Source organism: Cellulomonas triticagri, assembly GCF_003696205.1.
GTDB lineage: Bacteria > Actinomycetota > Actinomycetes > Actinomycetales > Cellulomonadaceae > Cellulomonas > Cellulomonas triticagri.
Genome location: NZ_RFFI01000076.1, coordinates 1 through 22,343, shown reverse-complemented (window position 1 = coordinate 22,343; position 22,343 = coordinate 1). Strand labels below are relative to the sequence as shown.

At 75.0% G+C, this 22,343-nt stretch carries 19 protein-coding genes, 1 tRNA gene and 1 pseudogene; 11 read left to right on the top strand and 10 right to left on the bottom strand.

Annotated features, from left to right (window positions below):
- From EBM89_RS13620 to EBM89_RS13610, 3 genes and pseudogenes are all read right to left on the bottom strand, one after another.
- A pseudogene (locus tag EBM89_RS13620) lies at positions 1 to 687 on the bottom strand (hypothetical protein); the annotation flags it as partial.
- Between the two features lie 11 nt (positions 688 to 698).
- Positions 699 to 1,274: a dCTP deaminase gene (gene dcd, locus EBM89_RS13615; protein ID WP_122149965.1), complete on the bottom strand. Its 576-nt coding sequence runs from the start codon at positions 1,272 to 1,274 to the stop codon at positions 699 to 701.
- Positions 1,275 to 1,535: 261 nt separating this feature from the next.
- The gene (locus EBM89_RS13610) at positions 1,536 to 2,102 is read right to left on the bottom strand and encodes a hypothetical protein (protein WP_199732126.1); all 567 of its coding nucleotides are present in this window, start codon (positions 2,100 to 2,102) and stop codon (positions 1,536 to 1,538) included.
- Between the two features lie 153 nt (positions 2,103 to 2,255).
- On the opposite strand from EBM89_RS13610, the gene EBM89_RS13605 reads away from it, so the two are divergent.
- The 3 genes from EBM89_RS13605 (at position 2,256) to EBM89_RS13595 (ending at position 5,733) form a co-directional block, all read left to right on the top strand.
- Positions 2,256 to 4,748, top strand: coding sequence for a glycoside hydrolase family 94 protein (locus tag EBM89_RS13605; protein ID WP_122149964.1), 2,493 nt, complete (start codon positions 2,256 to 2,258; stop codon positions 4,746 to 4,748).
- Positions 4,749 to 4,851: 103 nt separating this feature from the next.
- Positions 4,852 to 4,922: transfer RNA gene (locus EBM89_RS13600), tRNA-Gly, on the top strand.
- A gap of 187 nt (positions 4,923 to 5,109) precedes the next feature.
- Entirely contained in the window at positions 5,110 to 5,733 is a 624-nt protein-coding gene (locus tag EBM89_RS13595) for a hypothetical protein (protein ID WP_122149963.1), read from the top strand.
- Positions 5,734 to 6,183: 450 nt separating this feature from the next.
- Here EBM89_RS13595 and EBM89_RS13590 read toward each other — a convergent pair whose 3' ends face one another.
- Entirely contained in the window at positions 6,184 to 6,750 is a 567-nt protein-coding gene (locus tag EBM89_RS13590) for a DinB family protein (RefSeq protein ID WP_233571734.1), read from the bottom strand.
- A 169-nt stretch (positions 6,751 to 6,919) separates the two neighbouring features.
- Between EBM89_RS13590 and EBM89_RS13585 the strand changes: the two genes are divergently transcribed.
- From EBM89_RS13585 to EBM89_RS13575, 3 genes are all read left to right on the top strand, one after another.
- On the top strand, positions 6,920 to 7,654 hold the full coding sequence (locus tag EBM89_RS13585; protein WP_122149961.1) for a biliverdin-producing heme oxygenase: 735 nt from the start codon (positions 6,920 to 6,922) through the stop codon (positions 7,652 to 7,654).
- 56 nt (positions 7,655 to 7,710) lie between these two features.
- Complete coding sequence (locus EBM89_RS13580) at positions 7,711 to 8,340, top strand: TetR/AcrR family transcriptional regulator (protein WP_122149960.1); 630 nt, start codon at positions 7,711 to 7,713, stop codon at positions 8,338 to 8,340.
- 90 nt (positions 8,341 to 8,430) lie between these two features.
- Positions 8,431 to 9,798 carry a GGDEF domain-containing protein gene (locus EBM89_RS13575; RefSeq protein WP_233571733.1) on the top strand — a complete coding sequence of 456 codons (1,368 nt, stop codon included), beginning with the start codon at positions 8,431 to 8,433 and terminating at the stop codon, positions 9,796 to 9,798.
- 18 nt (positions 9,799 to 9,816) lie between these two features.
- Here EBM89_RS13575 and EBM89_RS13570 read toward each other — a convergent pair whose 3' ends face one another.
- The 5 genes from EBM89_RS13570 to EBM89_RS13550 form a co-directional block, all read right to left on the bottom strand.
- Positions 9,817 to 11,850 carry an NHL domain-containing thioredoxin family protein gene (locus EBM89_RS13570; protein WP_122149959.1) on the bottom strand — a complete coding sequence of 678 codons (2,034 nt, stop codon included), beginning with the start codon at positions 11,848 to 11,850 and terminating at the stop codon, positions 9,817 to 9,819.
- A gap of 66 nt (positions 11,851 to 11,916) precedes the next feature.
- A complete protein-coding gene (locus tag EBM89_RS13565) occupies positions 11,917 to 12,150 on the bottom strand; it encodes a DUF6458 family protein (protein WP_122149958.1) in 234 nt (77 codons plus the stop codon).
- Positions 12,151 to 12,293: 143 nt separating this feature from the next.
- Positions 12,294 to 14,399: an alpha/beta fold hydrolase gene (locus EBM89_RS13560; RefSeq protein ID WP_439647187.1), complete on the bottom strand. Its 2,106-nt coding sequence runs from the start codon at positions 14,397 to 14,399 to the stop codon at positions 12,294 to 12,296.
- Between the two features lie 24 nt (positions 14,400 to 14,423).
- Positions 14,424 to 16,544: a bifunctional copper resistance protein CopD/cytochrome c oxidase assembly protein gene (locus EBM89_RS13555; RefSeq protein ID WP_122149957.1), complete on the bottom strand. Its 2,121-nt coding sequence runs from the start codon at positions 16,542 to 16,544 to the stop codon at positions 14,424 to 14,426.
- The gene (locus tag EBM89_RS13550) at positions 16,544 to 17,338 is read right to left on the bottom strand and encodes a copper resistance CopC family protein (RefSeq protein ID WP_158609669.1); all 795 of its coding nucleotides are present in this window, start codon (positions 17,336 to 17,338) and stop codon (positions 16,544 to 16,546) included. Before EBM89_RS13550 ends, EBM89_RS13555 begins: the two co-directional genes overlap by 1 nt.
- A 144-nt stretch (positions 17,339 to 17,482) precedes the next feature.
- Between EBM89_RS13550 and EBM89_RS13545 the strand changes: the two genes are divergently transcribed.
- The 5 genes from EBM89_RS13545 (at position 17,483) to EBM89_RS13525 (ending at position 21,305) form a co-directional block, all read left to right on the top strand.
- Complete coding sequence (locus EBM89_RS13545; protein ID WP_122149955.1) at positions 17,483 to 18,160, top strand: JAB domain-containing protein; 678 nt, start codon at positions 17,483 to 17,485, stop codon at positions 18,158 to 18,160.
- The gene (locus EBM89_RS13540; protein WP_122149954.1) at positions 18,148 to 18,564 is read left to right on the top strand and encodes an NUDIX hydrolase; all 417 of its coding nucleotides are present in this window, start codon (positions 18,148 to 18,150) and stop codon (positions 18,562 to 18,564) included. The genes EBM89_RS13545 and EBM89_RS13540 overlap by 13 nt, the downstream gene beginning before the upstream one ends.
- Positions 18,565 to 18,630: 66 nt before the next feature.
- The gene (locus tag EBM89_RS13535) at positions 18,631 to 19,557 is read left to right on the top strand and encodes a DUF2207 family protein (RefSeq protein WP_158609668.1); all 927 of its coding nucleotides are present in this window, start codon (positions 18,631 to 18,633) and stop codon (positions 19,555 to 19,557) included.
- Between the two features lie 23 nt (positions 19,558 to 19,580).
- Positions 19,581 to 20,057, top strand: a complete 477-nt coding sequence (locus EBM89_RS13530; RefSeq protein WP_122149952.1) for a PPOX class F420-dependent oxidoreductase — start codon at positions 19,581 to 19,583, stop codon at positions 20,055 to 20,057.
- Between the two features lie 129 nt (positions 20,058 to 20,186).
- Positions 20,187 to 21,305, top strand: a complete 1,119-nt coding sequence (locus EBM89_RS13525; protein WP_122149966.1) for an IS30 family transposase — start codon at positions 20,187 to 20,189, stop codon at positions 21,303 to 21,305.
- 57 nt (positions 21,306 to 21,362) lie between these two features.
- On the opposite strand, the gene EBM89_RS13520 is transcribed toward EBM89_RS13525, so the two are convergent.
- Positions 21,363 to 22,343, bottom strand: a 981-nt coding sequence (locus EBM89_RS13520) for a dihydrolipoamide acetyltransferase family protein (RefSeq protein WP_147463554.1), incomplete at its 5' end; no start/stop codon positions are given.

The following is a 22,343-nucleotide window of genomic DNA, read 5'->3' as shown; positions in this document are numbered from 1 at the left end:
GAGCGCCGCACCGGCCTGCTCGGGGGTGGCGCGGGGCCGCCGGGGGTCGGGTTCGGGGGCCGCGGCGTCGAGCCGGGCGCGGGACTCGACGCGGCGGGCCGCGTCGAGGACGGTAGCGGGCTCCACCCACCGGGGGCTGAGCACGACGAGGTCGAGCGCGGCGTCCATCTCGGGTTCGAGGACCACGCCGGAGTCCGTGCGCAGGGCGCCGCCGAGGCGGCGGGCGGCGGCGACGAGCCACTGCACGACGCGCTGCTCCTCGCGGACGGGCCCGGCGGGGCCGAACGCCCGGCGCAGGCCGTCGCGGTCGCCGCCGAACACGGGCTGCTCCTGCCGCTCGCGGGGGCAGTCGACGACCCAGGCCACGCGGCTGTCGGTGGGCAGGCCCCACCGGGCGACCTGGTCGGGCTCGACCCGGTAGGGGCCGGTGAGCGTGGACAGCCGCCCGATCCGCAGCACCCCGGGGGTGGCCTGGGGGGCCGGCCCGCGGGCGGCGCCCGAGGCGCGGCGGCCCGACGGGACGCGCGGGGGCCGCTCCCAGCGGGCGCTCGCGAACCTGCTCGTCGCCAGCACCTCGACCTCGTCCGGGGCGACCTCGTCCGGCACCACGAGCAGGTGGCGACCGGGCGGGGGCGCGACGGCGCCCGCACCGGGGACGTCGGGCAGCGGCGGCAGCGTGCTGGTCACGGCGCGGACCGTCAGACCTGGGTGCGGTGGAAGCCCTGCCAGGACCGGGAGGCGGTCGGGCCGCGCTGCCCCTGGTACCGGGACCCGGCAGCGCCCGCGCCGTAGGGCTGCAGGGCGGGCGAGGACAGCCGGAAGAAGCACATCTGCCCGATCTTCATCCCGGGCCACAGCATGATCGGCAGGGTCGCGACGTTGGACAGCTCGAGCGTCACGTGCCCCGAGAAGCCCGGGTCGATGAACCCGGCCGTGGAGTGGGTGAGCAGGCCGAGCCGCCCGAGCGAGGACTTGCCCTCCAGACGCGCCGCGATGTCGTCCGGGAGGGTCACCTGCTCGAAGGTGGAGCCGAGCACGAACTCCCCGGGGTGCAGCACGAACGGCTCGTCGCCCTCGACCTCGACCAGGCGGGTGAGGTCGGGCTGCTCGGCCGCGGGGTCGATGACCGGGTACTTGTGGTTGTCGAACAGCCGGAAGAACCGGTCGAGCCGCACGTCGATGCTCGACGGCTGCAGCATCGCGGGGTCGTACGGGTCGAGGACGACGCGTCCGGAGTCGAGCTCGGCGGTGATGTCGCGGTCGGAGAGCAGCACGGGTCCAACGGTAGTGCCTGCGCCGGTCCCTACCGGCGCCCGCCCGCGCCCTTCGGAGGCGGTGCGGGCGGCCCAGCCGGGACCGAGGTCCCGTCGCGACGGCTGGGGCGCTGTCACCCGCCCACTCCACCCGCACGGCCGACCGCGAGCCCCTTCCCGGGGCGGTCCGCGGTCCGATACCGTCGGGGCATCGCCCGAGGAGCTGATCCTCGCGGAAGTCGAGGGCCCGGGACCACGTCCGGAGGACGTGGCGCTCGGGCCCTACGCGTCTGCCACCTCGACCACCTCGACGTGGGACGTGACCCGGCGCCGCCACTCACCGCCACGCGCGTACGACCACGCGACGACGTCCGGGACGGCGAGCAGCAGCTCCTGGCTCGCGCGCAGGTGCTCGTACCGGAGCGTGTCGCGGCACCCCGCCTCCCGGGTGAGCGCGACCAGGTCCCGACGGTCGCGCGCGTCCTGCGTCTCGTCGGACTCGAGCACCAGGCGGTCGCAGGCCCCGGCGAGGTCGGTGACCAGCCTCGCGAGGCACGCCCGTCGTCGGGAGATCTGCGTCGTCCCCGGGCGCGCCCGCGCGCGGTAGAGCGTCGTGACGACCTCCAGGGAGCCGACCGCCGTGAGGATCTCCCGGCGGCGTCGGTCGGGCTCGTGCCGCATGTGCAGCCTGCTCTGCCGCGGCGGGACGAGGGCCCTGAGCACGCGACGCGCACCCGCCTCGCGACCCGGGTCGACCCGGGTCGCGGCGAGGAGGTAGTCGGCCGCCTTGGACTCGTCCACGTACGCGTGCCAGGTCATGCCGGTCTCGGGGGTGGTCGGCGCATCCACCGCACGCTAGGCACGGACACCACGCGCTGCGTGGGACCTCCGCTCCAGGCTCCACGCGTGGGAGCGCTCCCCCACGAGGGCGCTATGCTGACCGTCGCACGCCGCGTGGGAGCGCTCCCGCAGCGGGGACACCACAGACCGAGAGGCGCAACGATGCGGTACGGCCACTTCGACGACGAGGCACGCGAGTACGTCATCACGACGCCGCACACCCCCTACCCGTGGATCAACTACCTCGGCTCGGAGGAGTTCTTCTCCCTGCTGTCCCACACGGGCGGCGGGTACTCGTTCTACCGCGACGCGAAGATGCGCCGGCTCACCCGCTACCGGTACAACAACATCCCCACCGACGAGGGCGGCCGGTACTTCTACGTCAACGACGGCGGCGACGTCTGGACCCCCGGCTGGGTGCCGGTCAAGGCGGACCTCGACCACTTCGAGGCGCGGCACGGCCTCGGCTACTCCCGGATCACCGGCGAGCGCGGCGGCCTGCGCGTGGACACGCTGTTCTTCGTGCCGCTCGGCGAGACCGCCGAGGTGCAGCACGTGACGCTGACCAACACCACGGACGCACCCAAGACGGTGTCCCTGTTCTCGTTCGTCGAGTTCTGCCTGTGGAACGCCCAGGACGACCAGACCAACTACCAGCGCAACCTCTCGCTGGCCGAGGTCGAGGTCGAGCAGGACGGTCCCAGCGGATCGGCGATCTACCACAAGACCGAGTACCGCGAGCGCCGCGACCACTACGCCGTCTACGGCGTGAACACCCGGGCTGACGGCTTCGACACCGACCGGGACACCTTCGTCGGCCCGTGGAACGGGCTCGGTGAGGCCGCCGTGCCGCGCGCGGGGAAGGCGACGGGCTCGATCGCGTCCGGCTGGTACCCCATCGGCTCGCACCAGGTCGACGTCACCCTCGCCCCGGGCGAGAGCCGCGCGCTCACCTACGTGCTCGGCTACGTGGAGAACCCGCAGGACGAGAAGTGGGCCCCCGCCGACGAGGCGGCCGGCGTCCGCGCCCTGCAGGTCGTGAACAAGGAGCGCGCCCACGCGCTGCTGTCCCGGTTCGCGACCACCGAGCAGACGCTCGCCGCGTTCGAGGCGCTGCGCACCCACTGGACGGGGCTGCTGTCCACCTACTCGGTCACCAGCACGGACGAGAAGCTGGACCGGATGGTCAACATCTGGAACCAGTACCAGTGCATGGTCACGTTCAACATGTCGCGCTCGGCGTCGTACTTCGAGACCGGCATCGGCCGCGGCATGGGCTTCCGCGACTCGAACCAGGACCTGCTGGGCTTCGTGCACCTGGTCCCGGAGCGGGCGCGCGAGCGGATCATCGACATCGCCTCGACGCAGTTCCCGGACGGCTCGGCGTACCACCAGTACCAGCCGCTGACGAAGCGCGGGAACAACGACATCGGGTCGGGCTTCAACGACGACCCGCTGTGGCTGATCCTCGGCGTCGCCGCGTACATCAAGGAGACCGGCGACGCCGCGATCCTCGACGAGCTGGTGCCGTTCGACAACGAGCCCGGCTCCGAGGTCCCGCTGTTCGAGCACCTGACCCGGTCGTTCGACTTCACGGTCGACAACCAGGGCCCGCACGGGCTGCCGCTGATCGGCCGCGCCGACTGGAACGACTGCCTCAACCTCAACTGCTTCTCCACCGAGCCGGGCGAGTCGTTCCAGACGACGGAGAACCAGGCGGGCGGCGTCGCGGAGTCGGTGTTCATCGCGGCGATGTTCGTGCACATCGGTCCCGAGTACGCCGAGCTCGCCGAGCGGCGCGGCCTGCCCGAGGTGGCGGCCGCCGCCCGGGAGCAGATCGAGCGGATGCGCACCGCGGTGCTGGAGCACGGCTGGGACGGCGAGTGGTTCCTGCGCGCCTACGACTTCTACGGCAACCCGGTGGGCACGGACGCGCAGCCGGAGGGCAAGATCTGGATCGAGCCGCAGGGCTTCGCCGTGATGGCGGGCATCGGTGTCGACCCGGAGGATCCCGCGAACCCGGACTCCCCCGCGGTGCGGGCGCTGGACTCGACCCGGGAGCACCTGGCGACCCCGCACGGCATGGTGCTGCAGTCCCCCGCGTACACGAGCTACCAGATCGAGCTCGGCGAGGTCTCCACCTACCCGCCCGGGTACAAGGAGAACGGCGGCATCTTCTGCCACAACAACCCGTGGGTGATCATCGGCGAGACCGTGGTCGGCCGGGGCGAGCGGGCGTTCGACTACTACCGGCGCATCACCCCCGCGTACCGCGAGGAGATCTCCGACGTGCACCGGCTCGAGCCGTACGTGTACGCGCAGATGATCGCGGGCAAGGAGGCCGTGCGGCACGGCGAGGCGAAGAACTCCTGGCTGACCGGCACCGCCGCGTGGAACTTCGTGGCCGTCTCCCAGTACCTGCTGGGTGTGCGCCCGGAGCACGACGGCCTCGTGGTCGACCCGCAGATCGGCCCGGACGTCCCGTCCTACACGGTGACGCGGGTCGCCCGCGGCGCGCGGTACGAGATCACCGTGACGAACTCCGGCGCTCCGGGAGCCCGCGGACGCCTGGTCGTGGACGGCCGGGCGGTCGACGGACGCACCGTCCCGTACGCCCCGGCGGGCACCACGGTGCGCGTCGAGGTCACCGTCTGACACCTGCGTAGCGGCTCCCGATCCACCACGGGCGCGGGAGCCGCTATGCTGGACGGGCGTTCCCCGGTGACGGGGCTCGCACGGACCGCCTGAGCGCGGTCACGCGGATGTAGTTCAATGGTAGAACTTCAGCTTCCCAAGCTGATAGCGCGGGTTCGATTCCCGTCATCCGCTCCGTACCGAAGGGCCAGGCCGGGCATCCGGCCTGGCCCTTCGGCGTTCTCCGCGGGTGACCACCTAAGTACGTTCCATGTCGCCCCTCACGTCACCCCTCAACGTGCCGCGCGAGCACCACTCAGCGGGCGGGGGTGGCGCCGGGGCGCCGTTACCTTCGCCGAGCCAGCGCCGACGGAGGGAACGCATGAACCAGCAGATCGTCCGCATCGACCTCCCGCTGCCCGACCGGTGGTGCGGCTGGCGTCCGGGCGAGGGTCCCCGGGTCGCCGCCCGGGCGGCAGCGGCCCTCACCGACAGCCCCGTGGCCGAGACCCGCCTGCGCTCGGCCCTGGAGGCCGTCGACCGCGCCGTGGTCGAGCAGCACTCCCACCACGTGCGCGTGGGCGCCTGGGTGCCTGACCTGTCCGGCGATGTCGTCGGCGGGCTCGCGTGCGAGATCCTCGCGGGGGCGGCCGACGGGCTCGACCCCGCCGCCGAGTTCCTCGGTCGCGTCAAGCGCAAGATCGGCCGGTCGCGCCGCACCGCGACCCGGCTGATCTACCACTCGGCGTCCGTGCGGACCGTGCCTGCCGGGGGCGCCGTCGTCACGCTGCGCAGCCACGGTGCGCACCGGCACGAGGTCGTGTGGACGGTGTTCCCGGCGGAGTCGCGCGGTGCTGTCGAGCTCCGCTTCGACACGCGGGCGGGCTCCCGGTTCGAGGAGCTCGTCGCGCACGCCGAGGCCGTGGTCCGCGATCTGCGGGTCACGTTCGCGCGCCCCCTGGTCGGACGGGTCACCGTGCCCCCGCACGTCGAGCAGCCCGCCTGACGCAGCCCGTCGTCCACACGCACCGATGCGTCGTCCACCTCTCGTGCACACCGCGTCCACAGGCGCAGGCCCCCTTCACCCGCACCATCCCCGGCGTCGTGCACAGGCTGGGGACAACTCCTGGGGATAGAGGTGGACATATCGCCCGGCAGAGTGGCGCATCGCCCGGTTGGCGCACGGGGCGTTGTGCACAAGTGGACAACTCCTGTGGGTAACCCGGCCGAGCGGTCGGCATCCGGGCCACCGCCCGCCCTGGCGGGCGGCGTCGGACGCCCTCGACGCCCCCGGCGGGGCGCCCGTGGAGCGGCGGGCCTGGCTCCGACGCCGTCCGTCCACGGCGTCGTGCACACGTCGTCCACACCCTGACCTGCGGGATCACGCCGTTTCCCCAGGGTTGTGCACAGAAGCTGTGGACAACCCTGGGATCCGGGGACCGGCGGGACCCGCGCCTCAGGCCCCGACGTCGTGCAGGTGGTGCACCACGTCGTGCAGGAAGTACCCGCCGAGCGTCGTGACGGTGAACACCGACCCGTTGGACCGACGCCCCGGCCGCTCCCACTGGTCCGCCCGCACGGCTGCGAACCGCGCCGCCAGGACCGCGGCGGCGTCGGCCAGCTCGTCGGCGACCCGCCCGGGCTCCTGGAGGTCGTACCGCTCCGCGACGGCGGTCGCGTCCTGGTCCCAGTTCGCGAACTGCGGGTCGTCCTGCTCGAGCATCAGGCGCAGCCGCTCGTCGAACACCCGGTGCACGTCGCGGACGTGCGCGCCGTACTCGAGCGGCGACCACACGTCGGGACGGGGACGCACGCGTGCGTCCCGACGGTTCAGCGCGGCGCGCCACCGGGGGACGAGGTCGTGGATCGTGCCGGCGACATCCGGGCCGGGGACGTCGGTCCCCGCGAACCCGCACTCGCCGCACCGCTCCGTGAGCACCCAGGTCCAGTCCTTGGCGTCCGGCGCGGCGGGAGCGTAGGGCGGCAGGTCGGGGTCGGCGGCAGGCTGCGGCTCGTCGGTCACGTCCCGCACGGTAGCGCGCCCCGGTGGCCGACGGCAGCGGCGCGATCCGGTCCGGTCCGGCCCGATCCGGGCACACCACCCGGACGAAGGGTAGGCACGCCTTACTTCATCGGGTACGTTCTGACACGACGTCATCTCGACGTCGCACCGACGGTCTCCGGGAGCCTCGATGTCCACCACGCACGACCTGCCTGCCGCGCACGTCCACCAGGACGACGCCGTAGCCACGCACGCCGGCGCGCCCGCCGTCCCGGCACCGCTGTCCACCCTGCTGCGCGAGGGCACCCGCGCCGAGCACGAGGCCGCCGAGGGCTCGCGGTTCGTCGAGGACCTGCTCGGCGGCCACCTCACCGTGCGCGCGTACGCCGACCTCGCCCTCCAGCTGCACGCCGTGTACACCGCCCTGGAGGAGGTCGGCGAGGTCGTCCGCGCCACCCCCGAGGGTGCCGGGCTCGTGTTCGACGAGCTGCTGCGCGTCCCCGCGCTGGAGACCGACCTGGAGCACCTGCTCGGCCCCGGGTGGCGCGACCAGGCCACGCCGCTGCCCGCCACCGCCGCGTACGCCGCCGCCCTACGTGACCTCGCCCGCACCCCGGCCGGCGGCCCGTCCGTCGGCGGTTACGTCGCGCACGCCTACACCCGCTACCTCGGCGACCTGTCCGGCGGGCAGGTCATCGGCCGCATGGTGCAGCGGCACTACGGCGTCGCCGACGCCGGGGTCGGGTTCTACGCGTTCGGCGCGATCCCCAAGCCCAAGCCCTTCAAGGACCTGTACCGCGAGCGCATGGACGCGCTGCCGCTGGACGACGCGCAGCGCGCGGCGGTGGTCGAGGACGCCCGCGCGGCGTTCCGGCACAACCGGGCGCTGTTCGCCGCCCTGGGTGAGGCGCACCGGGCGGCCTGAACCGGGCCGGCGTCGCTGGCAGCGGACGTTCTGACACTTTGTGTCATGATGTCAGCATGCCCAAGATCATCGGCGGCTCGCTGCACGAGCACCGTGAGCAGACGCGGCTGCGCCTGTTCCAGGCGCTGTCGCAGCTGATGGCCGAGCGTGGCTTCGACGCGATCACCCTGGCCGACATCGCCCAGGCCGCCGGCGTCGGCCGCACCGCGGTGTACAACCACTTCGCGGACAAGGAGTCGATGCTCGTCGGCTTCATCATGAACGAGACCGAGCGGTACATCGCGGCGCTCGAGACCGAGATCGCCGGGGTGGGCGACCCCACCGAGCAGCTGCGCGCGTACGTCCGCGCGCAGTGCGTGCTCAAGCGGGACTACCACCTCGCGCCTGGGCCCGACCTGCGCTCCGTGCTGTCCCGCGGCACCCGGCAGCGGGTGCGTGAGCACGTCGTCCTCGTCGAGGCGATGCTCCGCCGGGTCCTCGCGGCGGGCATCGAGTCCGGGGCGTTCCCCGAGCAGGACCTCGGCACCACCGTCTCGCTGGTCAACGCGTGCCTGAGCAGCCGCGTCGTGCCGGACGACGGGCCGGAGCGGGAGCGCGCGATCGAGTCGACCGTCCTGTTCGTGCTCCGCGCGGTCGGGGCGGGCGACCGCGCGGAGGCCCGCGAGCCCGAGCCCGCGCTGGTCTGAGGGGCCACCACCCAGGGGTTCACCCACGTGGGCGACCCCCGTCCGGTGCGTCCGCGTGTGGCCCGCACCGGGACAGGTCATGATGGCCCGGTGACCGACGCACCGCCGCCGGCCCGGACGAACCGGCGAGACGGGGACGACGCCCGGAACTTCGCGCTGCTCGCGCACCGGCTGGGTGCCTGCACCACCCTCGCGGAGGTGCACGACGCCGCCGTCGCCGCCGTCCGCGACGCCCTCGACGCCGGGGTGGCCGCCGTGGCCCGCGTCGAGCAGGACGCGTGGCAGGTGCTGGCCGTCGAGCCCGCCGACGAGGGACCCGCGGTCGAGGAGGCCCTCGCCGACGGCGCCGCGGCCCGCGCCCTCGTCCGGCGCGCCGAGACCTGGCTGTCCGCGCCCGGCGACGACCCGTCCCGCCCGCACCCCGCCCTCGTCGCCCCCGTCGTCGTCAACGGCGACCTGTGGGGGCTGCTGTGCGTCGTCCGCGACGAGCGCTCCGCGACGTTCACCCCCGACGACGCCGCCCGCGGCGAGGTCCTCGGCGCGCTGGTCGGCGCGCACGTCGCCCGCCTCGACCTGGCCGAGCAGGTCCGGCACCTGGTGTCCGACGACGCGCTCACCGGGCTCAGCACCCGCCGCGTCGCCGACGAGGCCGCGCAGGCCGCGATCGACTCCGGCGAGGAGACCTGCATCGTGATGTGCGACGTCAACGGGCTGAAGAAGGTCAACGACGAGCTCGGCCACGACGCCGGTGACGAGCTGCTCCGCAGCGTCGCGGGCGTCCTGCGCCGCGTCAGCAGCAGCCTGCCGGGCTCCACGGCCGCCCGGATCGGCGGCGACGAGTTCTGCGTCGTCGTCCAGGGCGTGCCCCGCACGACCGTCGTCGAGGTCATGGACACCACGGTCGGCGACAGCGCGCTCCCCCACGGTGCGTCCCTGTCCTACGGCGTCGCGTCCTCCGCGCGCGGCTCGCTCGGCGCCGCTCCGACGCCGCGGTCGCTGTTCCGCCGGGCCGACGCCGCCCAGTACCACGCGAAGCGCAGCCACGCGGCCGCCCGCGCGCGGCAGTACCGGGCGGACGACCCCGGTGCGGTGCTCGGACGCACCGTCTCCGCGACGGTCACCGCGCTCGCCGCCTCCGGGGCCGCGCCCCTGTCCCGGCTCTGCGCCCTCGGCGCGGCGGCCTCCGAGGCGATGGGCGGCTCCGGGTGGGTCGTCGCCCGCGACGTCCCCGTCCCGCCCGCGGCGGACCTCGACGGCGCCACGAGCACGCCGGTCACGGAGCCGGTGGTCGTCGCGCGCGGCGGCACCTCGTCGCTGCACGTCAGCGGGGTGCGGCACGTCGACCTGCGCCGGGCCCCGTGGACGGTCACGCTCGAGACGACGCTCCCGGCCGACGACGCCGCCGCGGCCACCACCCTGCAGACCCTGGTGGCGCTGGCCGTCCTCGGCTCCGCCTGACGCGAGCCCTCGCTCGGCTCAGCCGTGCAGCGGGAGGGTGAGGTCCGCCGGGGCGCCCGCGACGACCCGCACCGGCACGCCCCAGTCCTGGGCGTTGAGGTGGCAGGCCGGGAACTCGATCGCCGGGTCGGCGTCGCAGGACGCCGCGCGCGCCGTGATGTGCAGGACGCCCTCGGCGACCTCCGGGTTGATCCGCAGCGTGCGGGTCAGCGGGACGTCGTCGCCCGCCCCGTCCAGCAGCAGCTCCGGCGGCGTCGCCGAGACGGTCAGGTGCGTCGACGGGCCGTAGCGGTCGTCGTACTTCTGACCGGCCGCCGGCGTGAAGACCACGTCGAGCGCGAGGTGACCCGGCCCGATCTCCGTGACCGGACGCTGGGTGCGGTGGGCGCCGCCGTCGAGCACCTGCCCCGCGAGCGTCGCGGGCAGCGCCACCCGGGTCAGCCGGTGCGCGGCCGACTCGACGACGACCAGCGTCACCGCGTCGCCGTCGACCTCGACGAGCAGGCCGCTCGGCTCCGCGAGGCCGGTGGCGAGCGTGCTGACCTCGCCCGGGGTCCCCTCGGCCCCCGGCGCCCAGCGGCGGACCGCGCCGTTGTAGGTGTCGGCGACGACCACCGAGCCGTCGGGCAGCACCGCGACGCCCAGCGGGTGCTGAAGGAGGGCCTGGTCGGCAGCGCCGTCCCGGTGGCCGAAGTCGAACAGCCCGGCGCCGACGGCGGTGCCGACGGTCGCGCCGGACCACGCGTCGGCGGGGCCGGTCGGGGTGACGGGACGGGCGGCCGCGAGCGCGGCACCGGCGCCGATCACGAGCCCGCCCGCGGGGGCGGCCGGGGCGGCGGGCACCACCGGCGTGCCCGGGTCGATCCAGCGCAGCGCCGAGACCTCGGAGTCCGCGAGCCAGATCCGGCCGTCGGCGGCGAGCGCCGTGCCGGACGTCTGCGCGAACCACGCCTCGCGGGGGTCGCCGTCGGTGAGGCCCTCGTTCATCGTCCCGGCGACGGGCTCGGCGACGCCGGTCCGCGGGTCGAACGCCCAGAGCTGGTGGTTCCCGGCCATCGCGACCAGCGCGGTGCCGGTCTGCGGCGACCAGGCGACGTCCCACGGGGACGACAGCGGCACGGTCGTCGCGCGGCGGGGGCCGTCGGCGCGCCACAGGTCGGGGCGACCCGGCAGCGGGGACGGCACCGTGGGCTCGCCCACGAGGTACTGCGCGCCGGTCCCGGCGACCGTGGTCACGTGGCCGTCGGACAGCCGCACGCCGCGCAGGGCGTGGTTGACGGTGTCCGCCACCACCACGTCGTAGCCGACCTCGGCGGCGACGTCCTCGGGCAGCAGGGTCAGGCCGTTGGGCTCGCTGAACCGGGCCCCGTCCGCGGTGCCGTCGACCAGCCCGCGCTCCCCCGACCCGATCCGCCGGACCAGCGTCTCGCCGTCGGCGGCGAGCTCGGTCAGCGCGTGGTGACCCGCGTCCGCGACCAGCAGCGTGCCACCGGGCAGCGCGACGACCTTCGCGGGGAACCGCAGCGTCCCGGCGGTCGGCTCGGGCGGCACGTACGGTCCGGCGCCGCGGTGCAGCGTGCCCTTCGCGTCGTGCTCCGCGACCAGGTCCTCCACCAGCCGCTCGACGTTGCTCTGGTGCCCCTCGCCGGCCATCTGCGCGACGATGTAGCCCTCGGGGTCGATGACGACCAGCGTCGGCCACGCCCGCGCGGTGTACGCGGACCAGGTGACGAGCGCCGGGTCGTCCAGCACCGGGTGGTGCACCTCGTACCGCTCGACGGCCGCGGCCAGCGCGACCGGGTCGGCCTCGTGCACGAACTTCGGCGAGTGCACGCCGACGATCACGAGGACGTCGCGGTGCTTCTCCTCGAGCTCCCGCAGCTCGTCCAGGACGTGCAGGCAGTTGATGCAGCAGAAGGTCCAGAAGTCGAGCAGGACGATCTTGCCGCGCAGGTCCGCGAGCGCGACGTCCTGGCCGCCGGTGTTGAGCCAGCCGCGGCCGACGAGCTCGGACGCGCGGACCTTCGGGAGGCGGGTGCTGCTGGTGGTCACGGAGGTAGTCAACACGACGCGGGGCGCAGATCGTCCCGGCGTCTCGTCCCGCGCGCCGCGCCGGGGTCAGGCGGCGGGCGGCGCCGGCGGGGTGCGGCCGTCGTAGCGCTCGACGACCTCGCGGTGCGAGGTGTGCGCCCGCTGGCGGTTCAGGACGAGCGCGAGGACGAGCGTGAGGACGCCCGCGCCCATGCAGATGTAGCCGATGACCGTGAGGTCCACCGCGGCGAGGTTGTCGCTCACGCCGAACGCGAGGATCGCGCCGATGACGAGCAGCGCGATGCCGCCTCCGATGCCCATGGTCGCTCCTTCCGTCCTGGCCGGTCGGGTGCCGGTCCTGCCCCTGAGTCTGGGCACGGGTCCGCGATCCCGCGCGCCGAACGACGAACCCCCGGGGTTGCGCAACCGGTCGGATGCGCAACCCCGGGGGTTCTTGGTGCAGGTCAGCCGAGCGTCTCGGGCAGCGCCGGCAGGTCGGAGCCCGAGAGCCCCAGCACGTGCTCCGCGAGGAACGCCTCGACCACCTGGTACCAGACCTTCGCGTGCTGCGGCGTCAGCACCCAGTGGTTCTCGTCCGGGAAGTACAGGAACCGGTGCGGGGTGCTGCCGTCCTCGTCCGCGGGCAGCCCGGACCGGGACAGCAGCTCGTACCAGAGCCGCAGGCCCTCGCCGATCGGCACCCGGTAGTCCTTGTCCCCGTGCACGACCAGCATCGGCGTGACGATCTGCTCCACCGACAGGTGCGGGGAGTTGGCGAGCGCCATCTCGGCGGTCATCTCCCGCTCCCAGTAGAACGAGTCGTCCGTGGTGGGCCCGAACTGGTCGAGCGCCCACAGGCTCGCGTGCGTGACGATGCCCCGGAACCGGTCGGTGTGCCCGGCCACCCAGTTCGCCATGTACCCGCCGAACGAGCCGCCCATCGCGCCCGTGCGCGTGGCGTCGACGTCGTCCCGCGCCTCGGCGGCGTCGGTCACGGCCATGAGGTCGGTGTACGGCGCGCCGCCCCAGGCGCCCCAGCCGCGCTGCACGAAGTCCTGCCCGTACCCGGTGGACAGGGCGGGGTCCGGCAGCAGCACCGCGTAGCCGCGAGCGGCCATGATCCACGGGTTCCAGCGCCACGACCAGGCGTTCCAGGACCCGAGCGGCCCGCCGTGGATCCACAGCAGCAGCGGCGCCGGGGACGCGGCGGACGCGCCCTCGGGCAGCGCGAGCCACGCCCGGACCGCCGAGCCGTCCTCGGCCGTCGCCGTGACCTCGGTCAGGGTGCCCGGCAGGGCGGGCAGCGGGGCGGGCGCGAGCAGCGCGACGGCCTCGACCGGCGCACCGGCGGCCAGCGCGGCGGCGAGGTCCACCCGCACGGGGTGCGCGGGCGCGGCGTACGAGGTCCGCAGCGCGTAGAGGGTGCCGCCGTCGGGGCTGACCCGCAGGTCGGAGAACACGGCGTCGTCCGCGGTCACCCGCGCCACGGCGTCGGTCGTGAGGTCCACGTGGAACACCGGGCCTCGGCCCAGGTCGTCCGCCTGCACCAGCAGGCCCGACCCGTCGCGCGTCCACACGACCTCGTGCGGCCAGCGGTCCCAGTCCGCGGCGACCCGGCGGGTCGTGCCCGCGACGTCGCCGAGGTCCGCGACCCACAGCTGCACCTGCGGCGCGGACGTCGGCGTGCTCAGCGTCTCGCGCAGGTAGGCGACCCGGCGGGAGTCCGGGGACACCACAGGGGAGGACACGTCGGCGCCCGCGTCGTCCAGCAGCGTGCGGCGCTCGCCGGTCGCGACGTCCACGGCCACGAGCACCTGGCGCAGCGCGCCGCGGGCGGCCGGGCGGGTCCAGGTCGTGACGACGGTGCCGCCGTCCGGGGAGAGCACGGCGTCCTGGTGCCGCAGGCCGACCCCGGGCTGCGGGGTGAGGTCGCGCAGCGCGAGCCGCGGCGCGGGCGCACCGGCCGCCGGGGACTCCGCGACCGTCGTCAGGTCGCCGGCGAACAGGTGCGGCAGCGACGGGCCGAGGTCGTGGTCCCAGTACCGCACCGGGTACTGGGTGTGCAGGATCGCGGCGACCTTGGCGTCGGAGCGCACGCCGATCAGGCGCTCGTCCTCGGCGTCGTCGGCGGCGGACGGCAGCACCTCGGACGGCAGCACGACCACCGGCGCGTCCTGGGCGACGACCACCCCGTCCACCCCGGCCTTCCGGGACGCGACGACGCGGGCCTCGGCACCGTCGGCGGGCAGCAGCCACAGCGCGGCAGGGGCGTCGTCGTCCGGCTCGGCGTCGGCGTCCGGGCGCGCGGAGGTGAACAGCAGGTCGCCGGTCGAGGCGAACCGGGCGGACGACTCGCCCTTCGTGGACCGGGTCAGGCGCCGCGCGGGCCGCTCACCGGCCGGGTCGACCTCCCACAGCGCGGTGACGTAGCGGGTCCGCTTCGCGTCGAGGGTCGACACCGCGGTGACGAGCCGGGCGCCGTCCGGGGACAGCGCCAGGCCGGACATCCGGGGCAGGGCGACGTAGGCGTCGAGGTCGTGGAAGGCCGTGGGCGGGGTGTCGGTGGTCACCCTGCCGTCCTATCACGGCGCCCCTCAGCCCCGGGAGTCCCGGGCGTCCTCGCCGGTCGGGGTGCCGGTCTCACCGCGGTCGCGCGCCGCCAGCCCGGCGAGCATCGCGTTGTACGCGTCCATCTCGGCGTCCCCGTCGCGGGCGACCTTCCGGTCCCGGCGCCGGGCCGTGCGTTCGTCGTCGCGCGCCCAGGAGAACGCGACGGCCACGGCGAGCGCGAGCGTCGGCAGCTCGCCGATGCCCCACGCGACGCCGCCCCCGCGCTGCTGGTCCTCGATGGCGCTCGGTCCCCACTCGCGGCCGAGCAGCCCGAACCAGTCGGGCACGAGCAGCACGTCGCCGGTGGTGAGCGCGACGCCGAAGAACGCGTGGAACGCCATCGTCGCGAACAGCAGCAGCAGCCGCTGCGGGTACGGCGGGCGGTCCGGCCCGGGGTCGATGCCGACCAGGGCGTTGACGAACAGGTACCCGGCCAGCGAGAAGTGCACGACCATCGCGTAGTGCCCGACCCCGGAGGTCAGGGCCCAGCGGAACACGTCGGTGTAGTAGAAGACGACCATCGACCCGGCGAAGTTCACGGCCGCGACGACGGGGTTCGCGAAGAACCGCCCCCAGCGCGAGTGCACCAGGGCGAGCAGCCACTCGCGCGGTCCGCGGGAGGTGTCCGGGCCGAGCCGCCCGGCCGCGGCGCCACGGGTGCTGCGGGTGGGCAGCGCGCGCAGCGCCAGCGTCACGGGTGCGGACAGCGCCAGCAGCACCGGCACGACCATCGCCAGGATCATGTGCTCGACCATGTGCGCGCTGAACAGCACGTGCCCGTACATCGCCGGCCCGCCGGACGTGGTCCAGAAGAACAGCACCATCCCGGTCACCCAGGACAGCGTGCGCAGCCACGGCCACGCGTCGCCCCGGCGACGCAGCCGCAGGACCCAGCGCACGTAGACGACCAGCCCGGCGACCGCCGCCGACGCGAGCAGCACGTCCCAGCGCCACTGCGTGATCCAGGACAGCGTGGTGGGCTCGGGCGGCAGCGCGTGCCCGGTGACGATCTCCGCCGGGGTCGGGTTCGTGATCGGGTCGTCGGGGACGGGCGGCGGCGAGGACCCCAGCGCGACGGCGACGCCCGACACGGCACCCATCACGGTGAGCTCGACCAGCACCAGCCGCCAGAACAGCCACGTCGCCGGGGCACGCTCGTCGGTGCGCAGCCGCTGCACGACGCGCATCCGGTGCGCGAGACCGATCAGCCCCAGCACCCCGAACAGCCCGATCTTCACCAGCAGCAGCACGCCGTACCGGGTGCCGAGGTCGGACCAGGTGCCGAGCCGCACCACCGAGTTCACGGTGCCGGAGACCGCGACGGCGACGAAGCACCAGGCCGCGACGGTGGAGAACCGTGCGACCGCCGGGGCGAGGTCCGCGCCCAGGCGCGGGGCCAGCGGGGACAGCGCGACGAGCGCGCCGATCCACACGGCCGCGCCCACGAGGTGCAGGAACATCGAGGACGTCGCGAGGTCGTGGCTCGCGGCACCGGCGGCGTGCCCGGTCTGCGCGGACTGCCACAGCGCGACGACGACCACGACCGCGGTCCACGCGGCGCCGACGGGCGACGTCGTCATCAGCGCCAACGCCGTGACCACCGCGGCGGCGACGGCCACGACCAGCAGCACGCGGCCGAGCTCGAACTGGGTGACGAACTGCCCGAGCTCCCCGCCGAACGCCGGGTCGGTCAGCGGCAGGCCCGCCACGTTCGCGTAGGTGAGGACGAGCTCGACCACGGCGGCCAGCGTCCACACCGCCGCGGCGACGGCCGTGATCCCGGACGCCGCGCGCACGACCGCCTCGGAGCCGGCCCGCCGTACCAGCAGCGTCGCGAGCAGCAGCAGGCCGCCGAGGGTCGCGGAGGCCGCGATCTCCGTCGTGGTCGACGCGACCGGCAGGCCCCAACGCACCAGCGCACCCGGGTCGCGCAGCGCCGTCGGCGCGGCCGCCCCGGTGAACGCGACACCCGCGAGCACCGCCGCGAGCGCGACCAGGCCCAGGGCGACGAGACGCAGCCACCCGGGTCCTCCCGCGGGGAGGGCGCCCCGGGCGGTCGGGGCGGGGCGGCGCCCTGCGGGCGGCACGTCGAGGGTGGACGTCATCAGGAGGCGGACCGGCCGTCCCCCGACCCGTCGGGGCCCGCGTCGGTCGGCCCGGCGTCGGTCGGCCCGGCGCCGTCGCCGCGACCGCCCGAGGAGCGGCGGCGCTCGCGCACCACGAACACGGCGACCGCTGCGGCGGCCAGCACGGCGACGACGATCGCCGCGACGGTCCCGGCGGCGATGCCCGCGTCCTCGTCCTCGGCGAGCTCCTCCGCCGGGGCCACGGTCTCGGTGATCGGCGACGGCTCGACGTCCTGGGTGGTCATCTCCGGGTCGGGCTCCGGCGCGGTGGTGGCCTCCGGCTCCTCGACCGGGGCGGCGGGCGCGGTGCCGGCGGTCGCGGTGAACGCGAGCTCGCCGGACAGCGGGTGCCCGTCGGCCGAGGTGATCCGCCACTGCACGGAGTACGCCCCGGCGGGGAGGTCCGTGCCCAGCGCCTGGACCACGGTGCTGTCGACGAGCTGCGCGTCGCCGGTGCTGACCGTGGCGCCGTCGGGCCCGAGCACGACGACCTCGGTGCCGAGGGCCTGCGCCGGCTGGTCGAACGTCAGGGTGATCGCGGCGGGCGGCGCCTCCACCGTCGACCCGTCCGCCGGGTCGGTGCCGAGCAGCGCGTTGTGCGCGTCCGCGCGCCCGGCCGACAGCAGCAGGCCGGCGAGCGCGAGCAGCAGCGCGACCACGACGGCGGCGCCCCGGGTCAGCGGGGCGGGGGCGGGCACGGCGCGGGCGCGGGGCCGGCGGTCCACCTCCCGGCGGGCGCGGGCGGCGTCGGGACGGGGCTCGGTGGGCGACATCACCGCCCCATCATCCCCCGCCGGACCGAGGATCCGCCCGCCCGGTGGCGCGGATCACCCGCCGCGCCGCCTTCGCCCACGTCACGAGGTCGACGGCCTGTGGATAACTCCGGTCGGCGCCGTCGACGGCCCTAGGGTCGAGGGGTGACGACGCTCGCGGACCTCGACCCGGACCAGCGTCCGCGGGAGCGGATGCTGCGCCTCGGCGCGGACGCGCTGTCGGACGCCGAGCTCGTCGCCCTGCTGCTCGGGTCCGGGCGGCGCGGCACCAGCGCGCTCACCGCGGCGCACGAGCTGCTGCTCGCCCACGGCGGCCTGGCCGGGCTGGCCCGCGCGGACGGGGCCGACCTGCTCCGCGCACCCGGTGTCGGTCCCGCCAAGGCCACCCGGGTCGTCGCCGCCCTCGCGCTCGCCCGCCGGTTCGGCACCTCCACCGACCGCCGGTCGACCCTGCGCACCCCCGCCGACGTCGCGCGCGTCGCCGCTCCGCTGCTGGACGGCGCGGCCGACGGCCGGGTGGTCGTCGTCGCCGGGGACCGGGCCGCGCGCGTCCTCGGGGCCGTCGTGGTGCCCGGTGCCGACGCGCACGCGTCGCCGTTCGCGGTCCGCGAGGTCCTCGCGGAGACGCTGCGCCGCGGTGGCGTCACGCTCGCCCTCGCGCACCGGCACGACGACGGCGCGGCGCCCGGACCGGAGGACCACGCCGCCACCGCGGCCGTCGCGGACGCCGCCGCGCACTGCGGGCTGCGGCTGCTCGACCACGTGGTGCTGCACGGCGGGGGCTGGACCAGCGCGGGGTCCGAGGCAGGATGGGCACCGTGACCGACCCCGCCGCCCCGCCCGTCATCCGGATCGCCGCCGCGGTCGTCGTCGACGCCCACGGGCGGTGGTTGCTCGTCCGCAAGCAGGGCACCTCCGCGTACATGCAGGTCGGCGGCAAGATCGAGCCCGGGGAGGAGCCGGCTGCCGCGCTCGTCCGCGAGATCGGCGAGGAGATCGCGGCGGCCGTCCGCCCCGAGCAGGTCCGGGACCTCGGGCCCCGCGACGCCCCCGCCGCGAACGAGCCCGGGCACCGGCTCGAGGCCCACGTGTTCGCGGTCGACGGGATCACGTCGGCGGTACCGACCGCCGAGATCGCCGAGGCCGTCTGGGTCACGCCGGACGAGGCCCGCGCGCTGCCGCTCGCCCCGCTGACCGTCGACCTGCTCCGCGACCTGGCCGGCTGACGTTCCCCGGCGGGCGCGCCGGGCTCCGACACGTGGTGTTCACCCGGGCGTGCTCCGATGACCTCGATGGACACGTCCCCCGACCTGCTCGGCACCGCGCTCGTCGTCCTGGCCGTCGGGTTCGCGATCGAGGTGCTGCGGATCGTCCGCGAGCAGCCGCCGGTCGACCCGTCCCGGCCGACGTGGCCGACCCGGCACGCGACGCCCCCGCCGGGGACCAGCGTCCTCGTCGGCGCGCACGTCACCCGGTGGCGGCGGCGCAGCGCCACGGCCCAGGTGGCCGAGCTGGTCCGGCGCGGGGCGCTGCGGCTCGACCCCCGGGACCCCGCCCGGGTCGAGGTGGTCGACGTGCACGGCCTGGACCCCGTCGAGCGGCTGTTCGTGGCGGCGCTCGTGGGCGGGGAGCCGCACGTCGGCAGCCGCGCGCACCTGCGCGCGGACGACACCGCCCTGGCCGGACGCATCGAGGGCGTCCAGGCCGAGGTGAACGCGCTGGTCCTGGAGCAGGGGCTGCGGTACCGGCCCGCGCCGCGCCCGGAGCGGGTGTGGCTGCGGCTCGCGCTGCTCGCGCTGACGGCCCTCGCGGTGGTGCTGTCGGTGCAGGACCCTCGGTGCTGGTGGGTCGCGCTGAGCCTGGCGTTCGCGGCGCTGCTGCACCGGCGCCGCGAGGTCGTGAGGCCGCTGACGGCGGAGGGCGCCGCGCTGCGCGACCACCTGCGGGGCGTGCACGACTGGCTGCGGTTCGCGGACCTGGACGAGCGCGCCGACCTCGGTCCCCTGCTGCCCTGGGCCGTCGTCTACGGGGACCTGCGCGCCTGGCGGGCGCGCGGCGGCGAGGAGGACCCGGCGCTGCGCGTGCTGCTGACCGACCTCGGCGGCGACCGGGAGGGCGCGGGGTCGGAGGACGAGCAGCCCGGTGACGCCTGGGGCGACCAGGCCACGGGCGGCAGCCGCAAGGAGCACGACGGCGCGTACGTCCCGAGCGCGGACTGACGACCACGACCTAGGGTCGGGGCATGGCACGGACCATCGCGACCACCCGCACCGTCGACCTCCAGGGGCTGCTGGACTTCGCCCGCACCCGGCACCACCTGCTGCTGTCCACGACCCGCCGGGACGGCCGCCCGCAGATCTCCCCGGTGAGCGGCGGCGTGGACGACCAGGGGCGCTTCGTGATCTCGACCTACCCGGGGCGCGCGAAGACCCTCAACGTCGAGCGCGACCCGCGGGTCTCGGTCGTGGTGCTGTCCGACGACTGGGACGGCGCCTGGGTCCAGGTCGACGGGGACGCCGAGGTGCTGCACATGCCCGAGGCCGAGGACGCGCTGGTCGACTACTACCGGTGCATCGCGGGCGAGCACCCGGACTGGGACGAGTACCGCGCGGCGATGCGCGTGCAGGGCAAGAGCCTGATCCGGGTCACCCCGACCCGCTGGAGCCCCGTGTCGACGGGCGGCTTCCCGTCCGACGTCGCCGCCCGCCTGGACGGCTGAGCCCGGACCCCGCGGAGGCCCGCGCGGGCCCGCGGGCTCGGCGCGTCGAGTGCGGAGGACGTGCGAGACATTCCGCCCTTGGGGTCAGGTGGTTGTTGCAACGTGGTCCTCATCGAGAGGGTGCGTGGCATGGCTGGTGCGAGGTTGACGCTCGAGGAGCGGGCGCAGATCGAGGTGTTGTTCGGTCAGGGGTTGTCGTTCCCGGTGATCGCGAGGGTGATCGGGCGGGATCGGACGACGGTCTGGCGTGAGGTGACCCGGAACAACTCCTACCGGGGTGCGCACCTGCGTGTTCCCGGGGCGCGTTCGCCTGCGGGCAGGGGTCCGGATTCGCGCGGGGGTGCTTACCGGTGGTCCTACGCCCACGGGGTCGCGCAGGACAAGGCCGACCGGCGGGCTCGCCGGCCACGAGCGGGCAAGTTGATCGGCAACGCGAACGTCAAGGGTCGGCCCTCGTCCCCGGGCAGGCTCTGGCCCCTGGTCGCGGCGAGGCTGCGTGAGCGGTGGTCTCCGCGCCAGATCGCACACTGGTTGCGGCAGGAGTTCCCCGACTCACCGGAGCGATGGGTGTCCCACGAGACGATCTACCAGGCGATCTACTACCAAGCCCGTGGGGGTATGCGCGCCGAGCTCGACCGGCAGATCGCGCTGCGATCAGGCCGGACCCGCCGCAGGCCGCAGTCCCGGGCCGCGACCGCAGGACGCGGCGCGAAGACCTGGATCGGGGACCTGAACATCTCGACTCGCCCGGCCGAGGCCGCTGACCGCGCTGTTCCTGGGCACTGGGAAGGCGACCTGATCATCGGGGCCCGGGGGTCCTCGGCGATCATCACGCTGGTCGAACGCTCGACCCGGTTCGTGATGCTCGGTGCACTGCCGGGCTCACGGGTCTCTGAAGAGGTCACCCGGGTCCTGATCGATCTGATGGGCCGGGTCCCGACGCAGCTGGCCAAGACCCTGACCTGGGACCAGGGCTCGGAGATGGCCCGGCACGCGGCGTTCACGCTGGCCACGGGCTGCCAGGTGTTCTTCTGCGACCCGCACTCGCCCTGGCAGCGCGGGAGCAACGAGAACACCAACGGCCTGCTCCGTCAGTACTTCCCGAGGTCCTCGACCGACTTCCGCACCTGGACCCAGGACGACCTCGACGCCGTCGCCCGCCAGCTCAACGGCCGACCCCGCGAAACCCTGGACTGGCAGAATCCCGCACAGCGACTCAACGACCTACTCGTTGCAACCGCCGCCTGAAACCGCCGCCCGGATCGGGCCGGGTTCTCCGCACTCGACGCGCTGGGGCCGCTGAGCTCAGCCCCAGACGAGGGCCTGAGCCGGGTCGGCCATGACCGCGGCCACGTCCGCGAGGACCTGGGAGCCGAGGGCCCCGTCCACGAGGCGGTGGTCGAAGGACAGCGCGAGCTGCGTGACCTGGCGCGGCTTGATCTTGCCCTTGTGCACCCAGGGCTGCTCCCGGATCGCCCCGAACGCGAGGATCGCGGCCTCGCCCGGGTTGAGGATCGGCGTTCCCGTGTCGATGCCGAACACCCCGACGTTCGTGATGGTGATGGTGCCGTCGGACATGTCGCGCGGGGACGTCTTCCCGGCGCGGGCGGTCGACGTGAGGTCGGCGATGCCCTGCGCGAGGTCGTGCAGGCCGAGGCGGTGCGCGTCCTTCACGTTGGGGACCACGAGCCCGCGGGGGGTGGCCGCCGCGATGCCGAGGTTCACGTAGTGCTTGTAGACGATCTCCTGCGCGGCCTCGTCCCAGGACGCGTTGATCTCCGGGTGGCGGCGCACGGCGAGCAGCAGGGCCTTCGCGGCGATGAGCAGCGGGGTGACGCGGACGTCCGCGAACGAGCGGTCCTCGCGCAGGCGCGCGACGAGCTTCATGGTGCGGGTGACGTCGACGGTGTGGAACACCGTGACGTGCGGGGCGGTGAACGCGGACGCGACCATGGCCTCGGCGGTGCGCTTGCGCACGGACTTCACCGGGACGCGGGTCTGGCGGCCGTCGGGCGAGACGGTGCCGGAGGCGAGCCACGGCTGGTCGTCACCGGGATAGGTCGCGAGGGTGCGCGCCTCGGCGCCCGCCTGGTGGGCGAGCACGTCCTCGCGGGTGACGATGCCGCCGGGACCGGTGGGCTGCACGGACTCGAGGTCCACGCCGAGGTCGCGGGCGAGCTTGCGGACCGGGGGCTTGGCGAGCGCGCGGCCGCTCGGCGTCGTGGGCCGAGCGGGTGCGGGCTGCGCGGCACGCGGGGCGGCGGCGGGCGGCGCAGCCGGCGCACC

Bases quoted from the DNA above. Each gene is read 5' to 3' on its own strand.
- EBM89_RS13595 (WP_122149963.1), top strand. From the start codon at position 5,110: ATGAACCAGCAGATCGTCCGCATCGACCTCCCGCTGCCCGACCGGTGG.
- EBM89_RS13605 (WP_122149964.1), top strand. From the start codon at position 2,256: ATGCGGTACGGCCACTTCGACGACGAGGCACGCGAGTACGTCATCACG.
- EBM89_RS13535 (WP_158609668.1), top strand. From the start codon at position 18,631: ATGGACACGTCCCCCGACCTGCTCGGCACCGCGCTCGTCGTCCTGGCC.
- EBM89_RS13585 (WP_122149961.1), top strand. From the start codon at position 6,920: ATGTCCACCACGCACGACCTGCCTGCCGCGCACGTCCACCAGGACGAC.
- EBM89_RS13550 (WP_158609669.1), bottom strand. From the start codon at position 17,338: ATGTCGCCCACCGAGCCCCGTCCCGACGCCGCCCGCGCCCGCCGGGAG.
- EBM89_RS13530 (WP_122149952.1), top strand. From the start codon at position 19,581: ATGGCACGGACCATCGCGACCACCCGCACCGTCGACCTCCAGGGGCTG.
- EBM89_RS13525 (WP_122149966.1), top strand. From the start codon at position 20,187: ATGGCTGGTGCGAGGTTGACGCTCGAGGAGCGGGCGCAGATCGAGGTG.
- EBM89_RS13555 (WP_122149957.1), bottom strand. From the start codon at position 16,544: ATGACGTCCACCCTCGACGTGCCGCCCGCAGGGCGCCGCCCCGCCCCG.
- EBM89_RS13540 (WP_122149954.1), top strand. From the start codon at position 18,148: ATGGGCACCGTGACCGACCCCGCCGCCCCGCCCGTCATCCGGATCGCC.
- EBM89_RS13565 (WP_122149958.1), bottom strand. From the start codon at position 12,150: ATGGGCATCGGAGGCGGCATCGCGCTGCTCGTCATCGGCGCGATCCTC.
- EBM89_RS13580 (WP_122149960.1), top strand. From the start codon at position 7,711: ATGCCCAAGATCATCGGCGGCTCGCTGCACGAGCACCGTGAGCAGACG.